This is a genomic window from Massilia sp. TSP1-1-2 (assembly GCF_049896185.1).
Lineage (GTDB): Bacteria > Pseudomonadota > Gammaproteobacteria > Burkholderiales > Burkholderiaceae_D > Telluria_A.
Window position 1 is genome coordinate 45,246 of record NZ_JAFCTU010000036.1, and the last position, 17,112, is coordinate 62,357.

General features: G+C 62.0%; 13 protein-coding genes. 4 read left to right on the forward strand and 9 right to left on the reverse strand.

What is annotated here, in order from left to right; translation table 11 throughout:
• Window positions 1-3: 3 nt before the first annotated feature.
• The 3 genes from ACP7BV_RS22830 to ACP7BV_RS22840 form a co-directional block, all read right to left on the reverse strand.
• Entirely contained in the window at window positions 4-1,047 is a 1,044-nt protein-coding gene (locus tag ACP7BV_RS22830; RefSeq protein ID WP_426107065.1) for a glucokinase, read from the reverse strand.
• An 11-nt stretch (window positions 1,048-1,058) separates the two neighbouring features.
• Complete coding sequence (locus ACP7BV_RS22835) at window positions 1,059-2,375, reverse strand: GH1 family beta-glucosidase (RefSeq protein WP_426107045.1); 1,317 nt, start codon at window positions 2,373-2,375, stop codon at window positions 1,059-1,061.
• 112 nt (window positions 2,376-2,487) lie between these two features.
• Window positions 2,488-4,881 carry a TonB-dependent receptor gene (locus ACP7BV_RS22840; RefSeq protein ID WP_426107046.1) on the reverse strand — a complete coding sequence of 798 codons (2,394 nt, stop codon included), beginning with the start codon at window positions 4,879-4,881 and terminating at the stop codon, window positions 2,488-2,490.
• A 157-nt stretch (window positions 4,882-5,038) separates the two neighbouring features.
• On the opposite strand from ACP7BV_RS22840, the gene ACP7BV_RS22845 reads away from it, so the two are divergent.
• Window positions 5,039-6,592, forward strand: a complete 1,554-nt coding sequence (locus ACP7BV_RS22845) for a tryptophan halogenase family protein (RefSeq protein ID WP_426107048.1) — start codon at window positions 5,039-5,041, stop codon at window positions 6,590-6,592.
• A 34-nt stretch (window positions 6,593-6,626) separates the two neighbouring features.
• A complete protein-coding gene (locus ACP7BV_RS22850) occupies window positions 6,627-7,637 on the forward strand; it encodes a LacI family DNA-binding transcriptional regulator (protein WP_426107050.1) in 1,011 nt (336 codons plus the stop codon).
• Between the two features lie 116 nt (window positions 7,638-7,753).
• On the opposite strand, the gene panC is transcribed toward ACP7BV_RS22850, so the two are convergent.
• The 6 genes from panC to metG form a co-directional block, all read right to left on the reverse strand.
• Window positions 7,754-8,593 (reverse strand): pantoate--beta-alanine ligase, encoded by an 840-nt coding sequence (gene panC / locus ACP7BV_RS22855; RefSeq protein WP_426107051.1) that lies wholly within the window; start codon window positions 8,591-8,593, stop codon window positions 7,754-7,756.
• Window positions 8,594-8,613: 20 nt separating this feature from the next.
• Entirely contained in the window at window positions 8,614-9,489 is an 876-nt protein-coding gene (locus tag ACP7BV_RS22860; protein ID WP_426107053.1) for a segregation and condensation protein A, read from the reverse strand.
• A 13-nt stretch (window positions 9,490-9,502) separates the two neighbouring features.
• Window positions 9,503-9,712 (reverse strand): DUF3460 family protein, encoded by a 210-nt coding sequence (locus ACP7BV_RS22865; RefSeq protein ID WP_426107055.1) that lies wholly within the window; start codon window positions 9,710-9,712, stop codon window positions 9,503-9,505.
• Window positions 9,713-9,814: 102 nt separating this feature from the next.
• Window positions 9,815-11,170, reverse strand: a complete 1,356-nt coding sequence (locus ACP7BV_RS22870) for an enoyl ACP reductase FabMG family protein (RefSeq protein ID WP_426107056.1) — start codon at window positions 11,168-11,170, stop codon at window positions 9,815-9,817.
• Between the two features lie 85 nt (window positions 11,171-11,255).
• A complete protein-coding gene (locus tag ACP7BV_RS22875) occupies window positions 11,256-11,735 on the reverse strand; it encodes a GNAT family N-acetyltransferase (RefSeq protein WP_426107057.1) in 480 nt (159 codons plus the stop codon).
• Between the two features lie 9 nt (window positions 11,736-11,744).
• Window positions 11,745-13,865: a methionine--tRNA ligase gene (gene metG, locus ACP7BV_RS22880; protein ID WP_426107059.1), complete on the reverse strand. Its 2,121-nt coding sequence runs from the start codon at window positions 13,863-13,865 to the stop codon at window positions 11,745-11,747.
• Window positions 13,866-14,044: 179 nt separating this feature from the next.
• Between metG and apbC the strand changes: the two genes are divergently transcribed.
• A complete protein-coding gene (gene apbC, locus ACP7BV_RS22885) occupies window positions 14,045-15,145 on the forward strand; it encodes an iron-sulfur cluster carrier protein ApbC (RefSeq protein ID WP_426107060.1) in 1,101 nt (366 codons plus the stop codon).
• A 538-nt stretch (window positions 15,146-15,683) separates the two neighbouring features.
• Entirely contained in the window at window positions 15,684-16,880 is a 1,197-nt protein-coding gene (locus ACP7BV_RS22890) for a hypothetical protein (protein WP_426107062.1), read from the forward strand.
• The last annotated feature ends 232 nt before the right edge of the window (window positions 16,881-17,112 follow it).

Sequence of the window (17,112 nt, forward strand, 5' to 3'; positions counted from 1 at the left end):
AACTCAGTGGCTTGCATGGTCGCTCTCCAATAGGGTGGCTGCGGGCGGAGCGGCGTGCGCCGCGTAGACAGGGCTGGCACCCAGATGCTGCGCCAGCGCGGCCGCGGCGCCCGCCAGCGCCGGATAGGGCGCGGTGATCAGCAGCGTTGGAATACCGGCGGTAAAGGCGCTGAAACGCCCCTTGCTTTCAAACCGCGCCCGAAACGGCGAGGCGGCGAAATAGTCGCCCAGGCGCGGCACCACGCCCCCCCCAATATACACGCCGCCGGTCGCGCCCAGCGTGACGGCCAGGTTGGCCGCCACGGTGCCGAGCATGCCGCAAAAGCAGTCCAGTGTTTCGCGGCACAGCGCGTCGCTGCCGGCCAGGGCGCGCTCGACGATGGCGCCGGTAGGCAGCGACAAGTCGGCCGCCTCGCCGCGGCTGGCGGCCAGCGCCTCGCGGATCAGGGCAATGCCGGGGCCGGACACCATGCGCTCGGCCGAGACGTGATCGTAACGCCGCCACAGATATTCAAGCACCGCCACCTCGCGCGGATCGGACGGCGAAAAGGCCACGTGCCCGCCTTCGCTCTCGAGCGCCACCCACTGCCCGCCCGCCGGCACCAGGCCGGACACGCCCAGACCGGTGCCGGCGCCAACCAGGCCGATGACGCCGCCCGCGCGGGCCGCACCGCCGCCAATTTTCAGCAGTTGCGACGCCGTGAGCGTGGGCAGCGACATGGCCAGCGCGGTGAAGTCGTTCACCACCAGCAGCGTGTCGAGCCTCAGCTCGACCCTGGCGGCGGCGATCGAAAAGGCCCAGTCATGATTGGTCATCCGGATCGCGTCGCCGTTGACCGGGTTGGCGATGGCGACAACCGCATGGCGCACCAGGCCCCCGTAGCCGTCCAGGTAGGCGAGCGCGGCGTCTTCAAAGCGCGGGTAATCGGCGCAGGCCAGCGTTTGCATGGCCGCCACGCGCCCTGGGGCGTATTCAAGGGCGAAACGGGCGTTGGTGCCGCCGATATCGGCCAGCAGGCGTGGTCCGTCGGGATAGGAGCCGGGCATCATGGGTGTCCTTATGGGCGGGAGGAGAGAAAATCACGGTACCAGATGGCGCTGTCCTTGAGGGTGCGCTGCTGGGTGGCGTAATCGACGTGGACGATGCCGAAGCGCTTGGCGTAGCCCGAGTTCCATTCGAAGTTGTCCAGCAGGCTCCAGAGGAAATAGCCGCGCACATCGACGCCCTGGTCCATGGCCGCGCGCAGCGCCTGCAGATGACCTTGCACGAACATGATGCGCGCGTGGTCCGGTACTTCATTGGCGACGACTTGGTCCGGGTTGGCCATGCCGTTTTCCGTGATGTAGATCGGCGGCAGCGCGTACTCGGCGTTCAGTTTGAGCAGCAGTTCGGTCAAGCCCTGCGGGTGGATTTCCCAGCCCATGTCGGTAAAGCCGTCCTTGCCGGGCGCCGGCAGCGGCGGCTCGGCGGCGCTGCACCAGGCGCGAAAGTAGTAATTGCAGCCCAAAAAATCGATGGGCTGGCAGATGACGCCCATGTCGCTGTCGTGCACCTGTGGCGCATTGGCGCCATGGGCGCGCAGCGCCAGTTCCGGGTAGTGTCCCTTGAAGATCGGGTCCATGAACCATTGCACGGAGCGCGCGTATTCGAGTTCGGCCAGGGCATGGTCGGCGCGCGAATCGGTGGCCGGGTCGGCCGTCCACTGATTGAGCACGATGCCCAGCCTGGCCGCGCTGCCGACGGCGCGCATGGCCGTCATGGCCAGGCCATGCGAGAGCAGCAGGTGATGCGAGACCTGGATCGCCTGCCTGGCATCGGCCACGCCGGGTGCGAACTGCGCGTTGCCGTAGCCGAGGTTGGCGGTGCACCACGGCTCATTGTGGGTGGCGATGGCTTCGATGCGGTTGCCGAAGCGGCGCGCCACCTCGGCGGCATAGTCGGCAAAGCGGCGCGCGGTGTCGCGATTGAGCCAGCCGCCGTCGTCCTGCAATGCCTGCGGCAGGTCCCAGTGATATAGCGTGACGTGGGCCTTGACGCCGTGCGCGGCCAGTTCGGCCAGCAGGGAATCGTAAAAGTCGAAGCCGGCCTCGTTCCAGGCGCCTTTGCCCAGCGGCTGCACGCGCGACCAGGACATGGAAAAGCGGTAATGGCCGACGCCGAGCGAGGCGATCAGCGCGACGTCTTCCTTGTAGCGATAGTAGTGGTCGCACGCGACGGTGCCGTCGCTGTGGTCCTTGATGTTGCCAGGCTGGCTGCAGAAGGTATCCCAGATCGACGCACCCTTGCCGTCGGCCGCTGCGGCACCTTCGATCTGGAAGGCGCTGGTGGCGACGCCCCACGTGAAGTCGGCGGGAAATTGGTTGGATTGGTTCATGTGAGGCTCGTTGATGCGACGGTGGTGGAATTTGATGAAAGGTGATGAACAGACGATCGGAAGAGGAGCTGCAGGGGAGGCGACTGCCCTGCAGCTTCATGTTTGCGGCTACTTAAAAATCGTAGCCGGCATTCAGACCGGCCGTGCGCGGCGGCTTGTACTGCGACAGCCACGGTCCAAAGCCGTTAAAGGCACTGGTCTTGACCTTCTCGTCAGAGACATTGCGTACGAAAGCATCGATCCACCAGCCTTTGCTCGACTGATAGCGCAGGCCCAGATCGGCGGTGGTGTAGGCCTTCTGGCGGTCTTCCGGTCCCAGGTTAAAGACCGACAGTTCGGCCTCGGTTTCATAGTGCGCCGTGATGCGCGGCACCAGCGTGCCATCGGCCAGGTTGAAGGTATGCTGGTATTGAACCGTGGTCGAAAACTTCGGTGCGTGCGGCATGTTGTGGCCGCTCACATCCAGGCAAGTGGCAATGCGGGTGTCGACCGTGCAAGGCGGCAGCGCATAGTCATTCGAGCCGGCCACTAGGGCGCCCAGCTTGGCCTTGAGTACGGCCAGCGTGACGGAAATGCGGTCCGCCGGCGTCAGGCGCGCCGAAATCTCCGACTCGAAACCGTAGACTTTGGCGCCTTCGGCGTTGGTGATCGACAGGCCGCGGCTGCCGTCGGAGAAATTCACCGGCGAATTGAACTGGAAGTCCGTAAAGTCGGAGTAGAACAAGGCGTTGTTGACCTTTAACTTGCCGCCCATGAAAGAACTCTTCGAGCCAAGTTCGTAATTGATCAGCGACTCAGGCGCATACGTCAAGCCGCGATCTTGCACGCCACCCGATTTGTAGCCCGTGGCGGCGCTGGCGTAGAGCATATTGCTGGCATTGACGTCGTAATTGACGCGCAACAGACCGGTCACTTTACTACCATGAAAGACGCCATCGTTGCCTGGTACGTCGGCGGCAAAGCCCTGGCCCGGCACGCGCGGATCCATCGATGGATTGAGGGGCAGCTGCGGCACGGTGGCGTCATAGCGCCAGGTGTAAGCGCGCCCGCCCGCGTTTTCACGGCGGTCCTTGGTGTAGCGCAGGCCGCCGGTCAGATGCAGTGCGCTGCTTGGATTCCAGGTGGCCTGGCCGAACACGGCGCTCGAGGCCACCGTTTCCTTGGGCTGGATGAAAGAACCCTGCCAGCCGACTGTGCCTTCCTGGGTGCCGTTGAAGATCGGGATATCGAAGCGGATGTCGTTCTTTTCGGCCGCATAATAAGCGCCGAGCTGCCAGTCGATGTCCTTGCTGCCAAGCGACTGCAGTTCGAGTTCGTGGCTGTGGCTGCGGTAGTGCGAGTCGGTGGTGGTGTGTTCCTGCCAGGTGGCGCCGGAACGCACGCTGGTCGGCACGCGCGAGCCGCCGTCCTGGTCGAAGCGCATCGAGCCCTCGTACTTGGAGAAGCCGGCGATGTAATGCAGCGCCATGTCATCGTTGATTTTGTACTCGAGGCGACTGCGGATGTTTTGGCTGTCGCGGTTGGTCCACGGTGCGCTGTCGGACAGCATCGACCAGAATTTTTCGCCGGCGCGCGGCTGCTGCATCAGGTTGGCGTTGGGCGTGCCGCGGTCCGCAAACTTTTCGTACGATACGTTCCACTTCAGTTGTGGCGTCAGGTGCCACAGCAGGCTGGCGCGAAAGGCGGTCTGGTTTTGCGCGCTGTATTTTTGGTTCCCGACGGCGAACTGGTTGCCGTTGATCGGACGGAAGGCGGCAGGAGCGCCGCCGGCAGCGGCGAATGCGGCCTGCTGGCTGGCCAGCGAGGGCGCAACAAAGCGCTGGTAGTCGACATAGCCGTCGTGCTGTTCGTGCACCGCGCCGATGCGCAGGGCGGCCGTTTCGCCGAGCGGCATGTTGAACGCGGCGCGCACGCCGTAGCGGTTGTAGTCGCCGACGCCACCTTCGACCGAACCGGAACGGCTGTTCAATTCGGGCTTCACGGTCTGGATGTTGACCGCGCCGACGGTGGAGTTGCGGCCCCACAGCGTGCCTTGCGGGCCGCGCAGCACTTCGATCGCTTCGATGTCGAACATCAGCGCGGTGGCGCCTTCGGCGCGCGGCGAGTAGACGTTGTCGACGAAAGAGGCCACTTCAGGATCGGCGTACTGGGTCTTGGCGCTGTCGTTGCCGATGCCGCGCAAGGTCATGGTGGTCACGCCATGGTCGCCCTGGGCGGTCGCCTCGAAGCCCGGCACCAGGGCCGTCACGTCGAGCATGGTCTGCACGTGGTTGTCCTGCAGCGTGGCGGCGTTGAGCGAGGTGATGGCGATCGGGGTGCGCTGCAAACTGGTGGCGCGCTTGGTGGCGGTGACGACGACTTCGGGAATGACGTCGTTGGAAGCCACAGGTTTGTCCTTCGGGGTGGTCTGGGCCTGGGCGGCGCTGATGCCGGCCAACAGCGTCAGGATAGCCAGTTGGATCGGGGCGCCCGGACGTCGGAAGGCCTGTGGTGCGGAAGTTTTCATGCTGTCTCCAGAGAGGATGGTTAAGAGCTTGCTTTATTGTTTTCGCTTGAAATCGATTTCACGGCTTGTGAAAACGTTTTCATGGTATATTTCATTCAGACAGAAAGTCAAACAAAATATTCATGCGTTGTAAAAATAATCAAAAAAGGCGATTTTCATGAAAACTTTTCATAGCGTCCTGATCGTCGGCGGCGGCACTGCGGGCTGGCTCACTGCCTGCTTCCTGGCCAAGACGCTGGGCGCGGATGGCGCTGCAGAGGGAGTGGGCATTACGCTGGTCGAGTCGCCCGAGATCGGTATCATCGGCGTGGGCGAAGGCACCTTTCCCTCGATCCGAGGCACGCTGGCCGCCATTGGCATATCCGAAGCGCTCTTTGTCCGCGAGTGCCACGCCACGTTCAAGCAGGGCATCCGCTTCGACAACTGGGTCAGGCCCAAAGGGGCGAGTGGCGCCGACCACTATTTTCATCCGTTCAGCCATCCCAGCCAGCGCCCGGGCGGCCCGGAACTGCTGCCTTACTGGCTGCGCAAGCTGGCCGGCGAAGGCGTGCCATTCGCCGAAGCGGTGACGATGCAAAAACGGATTGCCGACGCTGCGCGCGGGCCCAAGCGCTTTGGCGACGCCGACTTCATGGGACCGATGAATTACGCTTACCATTTTGACACCGCGCGTTTTGCCGCCCTGCTGGCCGAACATGGGCGCGCGCTTGGCGTGCGCCATGTGCTGGGGACAGTGGAGCGCGTGGCGCTGGACGCTCAAGGCGCGATTGAGAGCGTGCACACGCGCGAACATGGCGCCATGCGCGCCGACCTGTACATCGACTGCACCGGCTTTCGGGCGACGCTGATCGGCGAGGCGCTCGGTTCACCCTTTCGCAAGGTCGACGACGTGCTGTTCGTGGACCGTGCGCTGGCCATGCAGGTGCCGTATCCGGATCCCGAGACACCGATCGCCTCGTACACCATTTCGACCGCGCATGAAGCCGGGTGGACCTGGGACATCGGCCTGCAGCAGCGGCGCGGCATCGGGTACGCGTATTCGAGCCGGCACAGCAGCGCCGAACGCGCCGAGCAGGTGCTGCGCGCGTACATCGGGCCGGCGAGCGATGGCGTCGCTGCGCGCGCCATCACGCTCAACGTCGGCTACCGCGAGCTGCAATGGGTGAAAAACTGCGTGGCGGTGGGGCTCTCGGGCGGGTTCCTGGAGCCGCTTGAGGCGTCCGGCATCGGCCTGATCGAAACGGCCGCCTACCTGATCGGCTTTCTGTTTCCCTTCAATGGCCAGACCGAACCGGTGGCGGCCACGTTCAACCAGATGATGCGCGCCCGCTATGAGCGCGTGGTCGACTTCATCAAGCTGCATTACTGCCTCACGCAGCGCACCGATTCGGCGTTCTGGCGCGAGAATGCGGATCCGTGCTCGATACCGCAATCGCTGCGCGACAAGCTGGAGATGTGGAGCGCGCGCGCGCCGCACCGGCTCGATTTTGTCAGCGACCTGGAGATGTATCCGAGCACCAGCTGGCAGTATATTTTGTACGGGATGGAGTTCGAGACCGCGCTGCACGCCGGCGCCACCGATCCGGCGCGCCATGACGAGGCGCGCGCGGAATTTGCGGCGATTGCGCAGATGGCCGCGCGGGCCGAGGCGGACTTGCCGTCGCACCGCTCGCTGGTCGCGCATTTCTGCGCCCGCGCGGCAGGGCGGTGATATAGTGAGCGCCACCTCAAAACGCCGGACCTCCATGAAGAACGAGAGCAGCACCACCACCTTGCAGGAAGTCGCCGATGCAGCCGGCGTCTCGCCGGCGACGGTCTCGCGTTTTTTGAACGGCACCGCCAAGGTCGCCGACGACAAGCGCAAGATCATCGAGCGCATCATCGACGAGATGAACTACAAGCCGAACCGGCTCGCGCAAGGCTTGAAGATGGGCAGCAGCCGGACCATCGGCGTGCTGACGCAGTCGCTCGAGAGCGGCTACTTCAACAAGACCATGACCGGCATCGAAGATGTGATGAAGGCGGCCGGCTATGTGCTGCTGATCATGAGCGGCCACTGGCATGCCGATGAAGAGGCCGAGCGGGTCGAGCTGTTGATCGGGCGGCGCGTCGATGGCGTGGTGATCCTGACGGGGAACATGACGGACGCGCAGATCCTGAAGTTTTCCAAGCGGGTGCCGATCGTCGCGTTCGGACGCAAGCTCGAAGGCGAACGGGCGATCGGCTTTTGCCTGGACAATTACGGCGCGGCCTGCGAAGCGGTGGAATTGCTGGTCGAGCAGGGGCACCGGCGCATCGCCTTTATTGCCGGGCCCAACGACCAGGAAGACGCGCGCGCGCGCCTGGCCGGCTACCGCGACACCCTGGCCCGGCACAAGATCGCGCTCGACCCGCACCTGGTGGTGGCGGGCGACTTCCAGGAGTCGGGCGGCTTGCTGGCGGTGGACCAGTTGCTCGCGTCAAACCAACGCTTTACCGCCATTTTTGCCAGCAACGACTTGACGGCCTATGGCGCGCGGCTGGCGCTGTACCGGCGCAGCATCCGGGTGCCGGACGACATTTCGATCATCGGCTTTGACGACCTGCACAGCTCGATGTACACGACCCCGCCGCTGACGACCGTGCGCCAGCCGCTGTACGACGTGGGCACCTGCATTGCCAACATGCTGCTGCCGATGATCGGCCAGCCGGGCGGGACGATCGACGTTCCCACGCTCAGCCTGGTGGTGCGCGAATCGGTGCGCCGCATCACCTGACTTATTTCCTGTACACCAGGGTCAGACCACTTTTGCTGGTTTGCAAAAGTGGTCTGACCCTTGGTTGTAGTTGATGATTTGCAAAAGTGGTCTGACCCTGGTTAGGGGGGAATTTTTTAGATTTCGAGGTTGTCGATGAGGCGCGTTGTGCCGAGCTTGGCGGCGGCGAGCACGACCAGCGGTGCACCCTGGGCCAGGTCGCCGGCGCTCGGCGGCTGCAAGTCCATTTGCTTGCGGATCGAGATGTAGTCGGGCTTCCAGCCGCGCGCCGCCAGGCTTTCCATCGCTTTGTGTTCGAGCTGGAATACGTCCAGGTGGCCAGAACGCACTTCGTCGGCGACCTGGTTCAAGGCATGGTACAGCCGCGGCGCTTCGGCCCGCTCCGTCTCGCTCAGGTACATATTGCGCGACGACAGCGCCAGCCCGTCGTCTGCCCGGTACGTTTCGGCGGCGATGATCTGCGTGGGCAAGGCGAACTGGCGGCTCATGTTGCGAATCATCATCAACTGCTGGTAATCTTTCTTGCCGAAGACGGCAACTTTCGGCTGCACGCAGGCGAACAACTTCAAGACAATGGTCGTGACGCCCGTAAAAAAGCCGGGACGAAATTCGCCTTCCAGCGTATTGCCCAGGTCGTCTGGCGGGCGCACGCGAAACTCTTGCGGCTCGGGGTACAAGTCTTTTTCGGTCGGCGCGAAGAGCACATAGACGCCTTCCTTTTCCAGCTTTTCGACGTCGGCCTGGAAGGTGCGCGGGTATTTGTCGAAGTCTTCGTTGGGGCCGAACTGCATGCGGTTGACGAAGATCGAAGCGACAACCGGGTCGCCGTGCTTGCGCGCCAGGCGCATCAGCGACAAGTGGCCTTCGTGCAGGTTGCCCATGGTCGGCACGAAGGCGGTGCGCAATTGACCGCTGAGCTGGTCGCGCAATTCTTCGACGGAGGAAATGATTTTCATGCTGGTCCTGTCAGTTTTTATTAAGCCGGGGAGTAGGCCAGGCGCACGTAGATCGGCGCAAACGGTTCGGCCTGGGTAATTTCAATCAGTGTTTCCTTGGCCAGCTCGAGCATGGCAACGAAGTGCACGACAACGATCGGCACGCCGCCCTGGCCCTGGAACAGGTCGGAAAATTCGACGAAGCGCGACGTTTGCAACTGGCGCAAAATGGCAGTCATGTGCTCGCGCACCGACAATTCCTGGCGGCTGATGCGGTGGTGCTGGGTCAGCGTGGCGCGCTTGATGACGTCAAGCCAGGCGCGCTGCAGGTCGCCCGCGTCCACCTCGGGCCAGGTGGGAATATTGCTTTGCTCGACGAACAGTTGGGGGCGCACGAAGTCGCGGTCCAGCTGCGGCACGGCGTTCAAGTCGTAGGCGGCCAGCTTTATCTGCTCGTAGTCGAGCAGACGGCGCACCAGCTCGGCACGCGGATCGCCCGCTTCCTCATCATCGCTCTTGCGCTGCGGGAGCAGCATGCGCGACTTGATTTCAATGAGCATGGCGGCCATCAGCAAATATTCTGCGGCCAGTTCCAGGTTGTGGATGCGGATCTGGTCGACGTACTTCAGGTATTGCAGGGTAACCTGCGCCATCGGGATGTCGAGGATATTGAAATGCTGCTTGCGGATCAGGTAGAGCAGCAAGTCGAGCGGGCCTTCGAACGCTTCGAGGAAGATTTCCAGCGCGTCGGGCGGAATGTACAGGTCGGTGGGCATGCGCAGCAGCGGCTCGCCATACAGGCGGGCAATGGCTATCGCGTCGGCTGCAGGCGGCGGTGGGTTCGCCGCCGCGCTCTCTGCAACCTTCAAGAGCGCACTTGCCTCGTCGGCGGGCAGATCTGTCGCCGCGGGCAACATGGTCTTGCCTGGTTCAGAGTTTGTTCTGGTACACGTAGGCTTGCTGCTTGACGCGCGATTCGGCCGTGCGGTCCTGCTCCGTCAGCGTCGTCGGGGCTTTGTCCCACAGCAGGGCGCGCCCTTCGCGCTGGCCTTCTTCGATGCCGGGGTTCTTGGCCTTGAGTTCGGCGATGAACTTGGTGTGATCGGATTCGTACATCGCATGCTGTTTCGAGAATTTCATGATGGGAGATAGTGAGGCAAGAAAAATGCTATTTTACATGAGTGGCCGGAACGCCCCCGCAGGGGCGCCGCGCAGCCCCGCAGGCAGGGCGGTGCGTGGTGCTCAGTCCGGATGCAGGGCGTTGAGCTTTTTGGCGATGATGTCGTGGTTGAGCCACAGGACCGGGCCGATCTGTTCGGCCGCGCCATGGAACATCAGCGGTCCGGCGCCTTCGAGCACCAGCGCGCTCAGGTGATCGGTGATCAGCGCTTTCTTGTCCTTGTGCAGCTTGGTGATGTCGTCGGAGGTGCCGATCATGACGTCGGCCAGCGCCGGCGTATTGTCCATTGGCCAGTCTTCGAAGTTGCGGAAGCTCACGCTGGTGGCGTCACCGTTGTAGCTGGCGATCATGTCGATGACGGTTTGCAAGCTGACGTCGTCTTCGAGCAGCGCCTGGCAAGCATCCCATTGCTGCTGGGCCCACTTGCCGCCGCCTTCGCGTTTCAAGGCTTGCAGCAGCGGGAACAGCGACAGTTCCACGCCGACAAATATGTCCGAGGAATTAGTACGGATTTCAGGGCAATTGAACACGGTGGCGTGCACGCCTTGGGCCCAGGCGGCCGAGGCCACGCTCTCCAGGCGCATCTTGGCGTAACCCTGGGTGTAATTGGTGTAGGTTTGCCACTGGTATTGGCCGTCGATCAGGATTTCGCAGCCATGGTAGCCGTAGGCGGTGTAGCGCACGCTGCCGCCGGTGGCTTGCATGCGCGCGCGGATTGCCGCGCTCGACGTGATCAGGTGGCCCAGCGTGTTGGCCGTCACTTCGTCGAAATTCATCAAGCTGACCTTGCCCAGGTCGCTGTCGAGCAGGGCGCGCGAAGACATGAAGCGCTCGCCGCGGCCTTTGTAAATGCGGTTGGCAATGGCCAGGAAGACCTTGACGCGTGGAATGCCGCCCGCCATCGTGTGGGCGAAAAACACATTGCTGCCGTCGGGAATGAGCTTGTCGATCTCGGCCATGGCGCTGGCGGCGGCCTCGGTGAAGCGGCGTACGCCGGCTTGGCGGCACGCTTCCACCTTGGCCCAGTCGAGCTGGTCTTCCTGCCACGTCTTGAGGTTCAGGACGGACAGCATTTCAGTCACGTTCTTTTCGCCTTCGGGTGCATCCAGATCGAAGCCGGCCATCAGCGGCACATTGATGATACGCCCGCCCAGCTTGGCTTCGGCTTCGGCCAGTTCTTCTTCGTCCAAGGCACGTAATGCATTGTTGTCATCGCGCCGACCCACGGTGATGCCCAGGATCGTCATGCCGGCGGCGCGTGCCTGATCAATCAGGCCGTTCGCATAGCCGCGGCCGAACAGTTCGCCGAACAGGACGAAGACGTCGCCCTTGCGAAACATCGTCGATTCCGGGATGTGCCTCAGAGAATTGAATTTTGTCATTGTGTGCCACTCAAAAAGGGTGAAGGGCGGGCTCATAGCCCGTGTTGTTGTTCTAGGTTGTGTGATCAAACGCGCACATTATAGCGCTGCCGGGGGGCCGAATTGACAACTTTGACACCAGTCAGTCATGCAGGTAGCGGCGCATGACCCGCGGCGCTGGTTCAGCCGGGTTGCGATGCGAGAACTCGAGCTCTTCGGCCAGTTCGAACTCGAAGGCGGCGTAGAAGTCCAGCAGCTTGGGCTGGTCGGTGCGCACCGCCAGGCGCAGTTCCTGGGCGTTGCAGGCCAGGCCGTGGTGAATCACCGCTTCCAGCAAGTGCTGCGACATATTGCTGCCGCGGAAGTTCGGCAGTACGCCCATGCGCAGGATTTCCCAGATGTCCGGGTCTTCATCGTGCGGTGCGTAGCGTACCGAACCAACCGGTTCGCCGTCCACCATCAAGATAAAGCCGCCGCCGCTGCGCAGGTGTTCGCTCACCCGCAACGCCGTTTCGCGGTGGCCGCTGGAGGTGACCGTGACCTTGCCGGCCCAGGCGGCGCGGGTGAGCTCGGCGATCAGGGGAGCGTCTTCCGGCGTTGCTTCACGAACTACAATTCTCATCGCTTGCCCTTAGCGGATGCGCATGCCAGGCTGCGCGCCCGGCCATGGCTCGAGCACGTACAAGCCGGGATTTGCCTTTTCATCGGCGGCCGAGGCGCACAAGACCATGCCTTCGGAGACGCCAAACTTCATCTTGCGCGGCGCCAGGTTGGCCACCAGCACGGTCAGCTTGCCGACTAATTGCTGGGGCGTATAGGCTGATTTAATACCGGAAAACACGTTGCGCAGCCGGCCTTCGCCCACGTCCAGCGTCAGGCGCAACAGCTTGTCGGAACCCTCGACCTGTTCGCAATTGACGATTTTTGCAATGCGCAAGTCGATTTTGGTGAAGTCGTCAATCTTGATTTCCGGTGCCAGTTCCTCGATGCCGGTCGCAGCGCTCGCTTGCGCGTCGTCGGCCACCGGCACCGCAATCGACGCCACCGGCGGCTTGTCGAACAAGTCGTCGACCATCTTGGCGTCCACCCGCGTCATCAGGTGATTATAGGCGCCGATGGTACGGCCCAGCATGGTTTCGTAGACAGCGCCGCCGCTGGTGTCGCGCCACGACAGGCCTTCGTCGCCCAGCATCTCGGCCACGCGCGCGGCCACTTGCGGCAGCACGGGCGCGAGCAAAATGGTCAATTGGCGGAACAGGATCAGCGCGGTCGTGCACACGTCGTGCAGTTCGGCATTTTTTTCCGGGTCCTTGGCCAGGATCCATGGCTTGTTTTCATCGACATACTGGTTGGTGATGTCGGCAATTTCCATGATTTCGCGCAGCGCCTTGCCGTATTCGCGGTGGTCGAAATTGGCGGCGATGCTGGCCTGGCGTTCGGCGCCATCCACGGTCAGCGCGCGGCCGAGCCATTGCTGAGCTTTGGGCGAGAGGGTGCCGGCGAGCTTGCCGTCGAATTTTTTGGCGATGAAGCCGGCGCAGCGGCTGGCGATGTTGACGTATTTTCCGATCAGGTCGCTATTCACGCGGGCGACGAAGTCTTCGCCATTGAAGTCCAGGTCTTCCACCTTGGAATTGAGCTTGAAGGCAATGTAATAGCGCAGCCATTCCGGATTCATTTTCAAGTTAAGGTAGCGCAGCGGCGAAATGCCGGTCCCGCGCGACTTGGACATCTTTTCATTGTTGACCGTCAAGTGCCCGTGGACATTGACCTTGAGTTTGTCGATGATCGGGTGCCCGGCAAAATTGAGCATGGCCGGCCAGAACAGCAGGTGGAAGGAAACGATGTCCTTGCCGATGAAGTGCACTTGTTCCGTGCCGGGATCATTAAGCAGCGCATCGAAGTCCATGCCATGCTTGCTGCAATAGTTTTTCAGCGACGCCAGGTAACCGACCGGCGCGTCCAGCCAGACATAGAAAAACTTTCCCGGCGCATCGGGAATCGGAATGCCGAAGTAGGGCGCATCGCGCGAAATATCCCAGTCGGCCAGCTTTTCACCCGCGTCCCCCAACCATTCGGACACCTTGTTGACCATTTCCGGCTGCAGGCGGCCCGGCGTGTTTAACCAGTCCTTGAGAAAGGTGTAGCAGCGCGGGTCCGACAGCGCGAAAAAATACTGCTCGGAGGGCTTGAGGATGGGCGTGGACCCGGTGAACACGGAAAACGGATTGACCAGCTCGGTTGGCTGGTAGGCGGCGCCGCACACTTCGCAATTGTCGCCGTACTGGTCCTTGGCGCCGCACTTCGGGCACTCGCCTTTGATATTGCGGTCGGCCAGGAACATGCCCTTGACCGGGTCATAGAAGCGGTCGACCGTCTTGGTGACGATCAGGCCGGCATCGCGCAGCTTGCGGTAGATGCCTTGGGACAGCTCCACGTTTTCGGGCGAATCGGTGGAATACCAGTTGTCAAAACCAATGTGGAAGCCGTCCAGGTATTGCTGGCGCCCGGCCGCGACCTTGGCCACGAATTCCTGGGGCGTGATGCCTTCCTTTTCGGCGGCGATCATGATCGGGGTGCCGTGGGTGTCGTCGGCGCAGACGAAATGCACCTCGCGCGCGCCGTTGCCATCGTTTTGCATGCGCTGAAAACGGACCCAGATATCGGCCTGGATGTATTCCATCATGTGGCCGATGTGGAAGGCTGCGTTGGCGTAGGGCAGGGCGGTGGTGACGAACAGCTTGCGGGTCATGGTCTGATTGCGCTTTTTGGCTAAAAGTAAGAACGGAAAATGGACAAGATGAAAAAAGAGTAAAGCATTTTACCAGCGCTTGGCGGCGGTGCGCAGGGTGCGTGGGCTGGCTTTGCCCTTTTTGCAAGGAGAACCTGGGCGATTTGCGCTAAACTTCGCTTTCACCTCCGGAGATTTTCATGAGCATCACAGTAGAAAGCGTCAAGGCGGCGTTGGCGACAGTCATCGATCCCAACACGCAGAAAGACCTCGTTTCTTCCAAGAACATCAAGAATATCAAGCTCGACGGCGCCGGCGACGGTACCAATATCGCGCTCGACGTCGAACTCGGCTATCCCGCCAAGAGCCAGTTTGCCCTCGTGCGCCAGCTGGTCGAAGCGGCGCTGCTGGCGCTGCCGGGTGCGGGCACGGTCAGCGCCAACGTGACGTCCAACATCATTTCGCATACGGTGCAGCGCGGCTTGAAGATCATGCCCAATGTGAAGAACATCATTGCCGTCGCCTCGGGCAAGGGCGGGGTGGGCAAGTCGACCACGGCGGTCAACCTGGCGCTGGCGCTGGCGGCCGAAGGGGCCAGCGTCGGCGTGCTCGACGCCGATATTTATGGTCCGTCGCAACCGATGATGCTGGGCATTAGCGGGCGTCCCGAAACCACCGACGGCAAGACCATGGAACCGATGGAAAACCATGGCCTGCAAGTGTCCTCGATCGGCTTCATGATCGACCCGGACGAGCCGATGGTGTGGCGCGGCCCGATGGTGACCCAGGCGCTGCAGCAGTTGCTCGAGCAAACCAACTGGCGCGCGCTCGATTACCTGATCGTCGACATGCCCCCGGGCACGGGCGACATTCAGCTGACGCTGTCGCAAAAAGTGCCGGTCACGGGCGCCGTCATCGTGACCACGCCGCAAGACATCGCCTTGCTCGACGCGCGCAAGGGCTTGAAAATGTTCGAAAAGGTCGGCATCCCGATCCTGGGCGTGGTGGAAAACATGAGCACCCATATCTGCTCGCAGTGCGGCCACACGGAAGCGATTTTCGGCCAGGGCGGGGGCGCGACCATGTGCGCCGACTTTGGCGTCGAATTCCTGGGCGCCTTGCCCTTGACGATGGCAATTCGCGAACAGACGGACTCGGGCAAGCCGACCGTGGTGGCCGATCCCGATGGTCCGGTGGCGCAGATCTACAAGGATATCGCGCGCAAGGTTGCCATCAAGATTGCCGAAAAGGCGAAAGACATGAGCAGCAAGTTTCCCAGCATCGTCATCAAGAACGACTGAGGATGCTAGGCAGGAACCTTTCCTGACTCACATGATCAGGCGCGGCTGGACCGCGCCTTTTTGTCGCTCGGCGAGCGCACATTGCGCACCATCGCACGGTTCAAGTCGCCGCATCGCGGCAGACAGCGCGTCTTTCGTTGTCATGCCACAACAAGTTAACTGAACAGCATAATTTTCCATCGTTTAACACCCTTGTCACTCCGGCATCACGTCGGTTCGCCGCGACGTTGATGCGCGTCAGCAAGACTTTGGCGCGTCAAAGCGCCCGATTACGCAATGACGGCGAGGCATCGGCAGCGATTGCTTGAGGCTTGTGCGAAGCGAAAGTGTGCTGTCGCCACGATCACAGCTCTTGTTCAACTGCCAGCGCCTGGTGCGCTGCGCCCACTTTGCCATTCGCATAATCCCCAAAAATAAAGGATGATTTGGAGCAATCGTGCGCCTTGCTTACGTGAAATACTGATTGCTGGAAATTGATTTAAGGAACTTTTCCTGCCGCGCCGCTGACACGGCTGTATTTCACTTTTGGAAGAATACGATGACCACATTACACCGCATGGCATTCGCCGCCAGTACCGCACTGCTGGGCTTGGGCCTGGCCGCCAACGCCGCCGCCGCCACCTTGTCGGTCGGCCCAGGCCAGACTTATGCAACACCATGCCGCGCTTTCGCGGCCGCCGCCAACGGCGACATCATCCAGATCGCCGCCGCCACCTACGTGGGCGACGTGTGCGGCATTTACGCGCCCAACCTGATCATTCGCGGCGTCAATGGCCGCCCCAAGATCGACGCGGGCGGACGCAACGCCATGGGCAAGGGAACCTGGGTCGTCGTCGGCAATAATGTGACGATTGAAAACGTTGAAATGTTTGGCGCCAAGGTGCCCGACCTGAACGGCGCCGCGCTGCGCCTGGAAGGCACCCACTTCACGCTGCGCAACAGCTTTTTGCATGACAACCAGAACGGCATCCTGAGCGGCGCCAAGGTGGACAGCGACGTGCTGATCGAAGGTTCCGAGTTCGGGCACAACGGTTATGGCACCGGCCAGACCCACAACCTGTACATCGGCACGGTGCGCAGCCTGACGTTCCGCTACAATTTTTCGCACGACGCGGTCGTCGGCCACAATCTCAAGTCGCGCGCCTTGACCAACAAGATCCTCTACAACCGCTTTTCCAGCCTGGCGCCGGGCCAGACCGGCTCGACCGCAGCCGGTGCGCCGAGTTACGAAATCGACTTGCCGAACGCAGGCACCTCTTACATCATCGGCAACGTGATCGAGCAGCCTGCGCTCAACAACAATGGCGCGATGGTGGCCTACGGGGAGGAAGGGGCCAGCAACGCGGGCCACAATTTGTACGTGGTCAACAATACCTTCCTGAATGACGACACGCGGCGCGGCACCTTCGTGATGGTCGGCGCCGGCGTAACCAAGCCGATCCTGCTGCAAAACAATATCTTTTCGGGCATCGGCGCCTTGAGCACCCAGGTGGCGGCCGTGGACAAAACCAATTACCGTTCGATTGCGCCCGGTTTTGTCAGTCGCGGCGGATACGACTTGCGCCCGACGGCCAACGCGATGGTGATCAATGTCGGCACCGCACCAGGCCTGTCGGTAACGGGCGTCGACCTGAGCCCGCTGGCCAGCTACAAGCACGTGGCGCTGGGCATGACGCGCCCAGTCCCCGGCGCGCTCGACATTGGCGCCTACGAGTCGACTTCGCCGGCGCCGTAACGACAGTAACCGGTTTGTAGCAATGAACAATGCCGCCTGATTTCAGGCGGCATTGTTTTGTGCGCTGCATGTTCCCTGCGTGGGCCTAGCTGCGCCGCTATGCCTAGCCTGAATGTTGCATGAATTTCTTCTCGCCCCCGGATTTTTCCAACGTGGCTAGTGTAGTGCGTCATAAATAATAAGACTTATTATATATATGCATGTATCCTTGTCATATGGAGGGGAAATCATG

Coding starts and splice junctions, on each gene's coding strand:
- ACP7BV_RS22830 (WP_426107065.1), bottom strand. CDS start 1,047: ATGCCCGGCTCCTATCCCGACGGACCACGCCTGCTGGCCGATATCGGC.
- ACP7BV_RS22835 (WP_426107045.1), bottom strand. CDS start 2,375: ATGAACCAATCCAACCAATTTCCCGCCGACTTCACGTGGGGCGTCGCC.
- ACP7BV_RS22840 (WP_426107046.1), bottom strand. CDS start 4,881: ATGAAAACTTCCGCACCACAGGCCTTCCGACGTCCGGGCGCCCCGATC.
- ACP7BV_RS22845 (WP_426107048.1), top strand. CDS start 5,039: ATGAAAACTTTTCATAGCGTCCTGATCGTCGGCGGCGGCACTGCGGGC.
- ACP7BV_RS22850 (WP_426107050.1), top strand. CDS start 6,627: ATGAAGAACGAGAGCAGCACCACCACCTTGCAGGAAGTCGCCGATGCA.
- panC (WP_426107051.1), bottom strand. CDS start 8,593: ATGAAAATCATTTCCTCCGTCGAAGAATTGCGCGACCAGCTCAGCGGT.
- ACP7BV_RS22860 (WP_426107053.1), bottom strand. CDS start 9,489: ATGTTGCCCGCGGCGACAGATCTGCCCGCCGACGAGGCAAGTGCGCTC.
- ACP7BV_RS22865 (WP_426107055.1), bottom strand. CDS start 9,712: ATGAAATTCTCGAAACAGCATGCGATGTACGAATCCGATCACACCAAG.
- ACP7BV_RS22870 (WP_426107056.1), bottom strand. CDS start 11,170: ATGAGCCCGCCCTTCACCCTTTTTGAGTGGCACACAATGACAAAATTC.
- ACP7BV_RS22875 (WP_426107057.1), bottom strand. CDS start 11,735: ATGAGAATTGTAGTTCGTGAAGCAACGCCGGAAGACGCTCCCCTGATC.
- metG (WP_426107059.1), bottom strand. CDS start 13,865: ATGACCCGCAAGCTGTTCGTCACCACCGCCCTGCCCTACGCCAACGCA.
- apbC (WP_426107060.1), top strand. CDS start 14,045: ATGAGCATCACAGTAGAAAGCGTCAAGGCGGCGTTGGCGACAGTCATC.
- ACP7BV_RS22890 (WP_426107062.1), top strand. CDS start 15,684: ATGACCACATTACACCGCATGGCATTCGCCGCCAGTACCGCACTGCTG.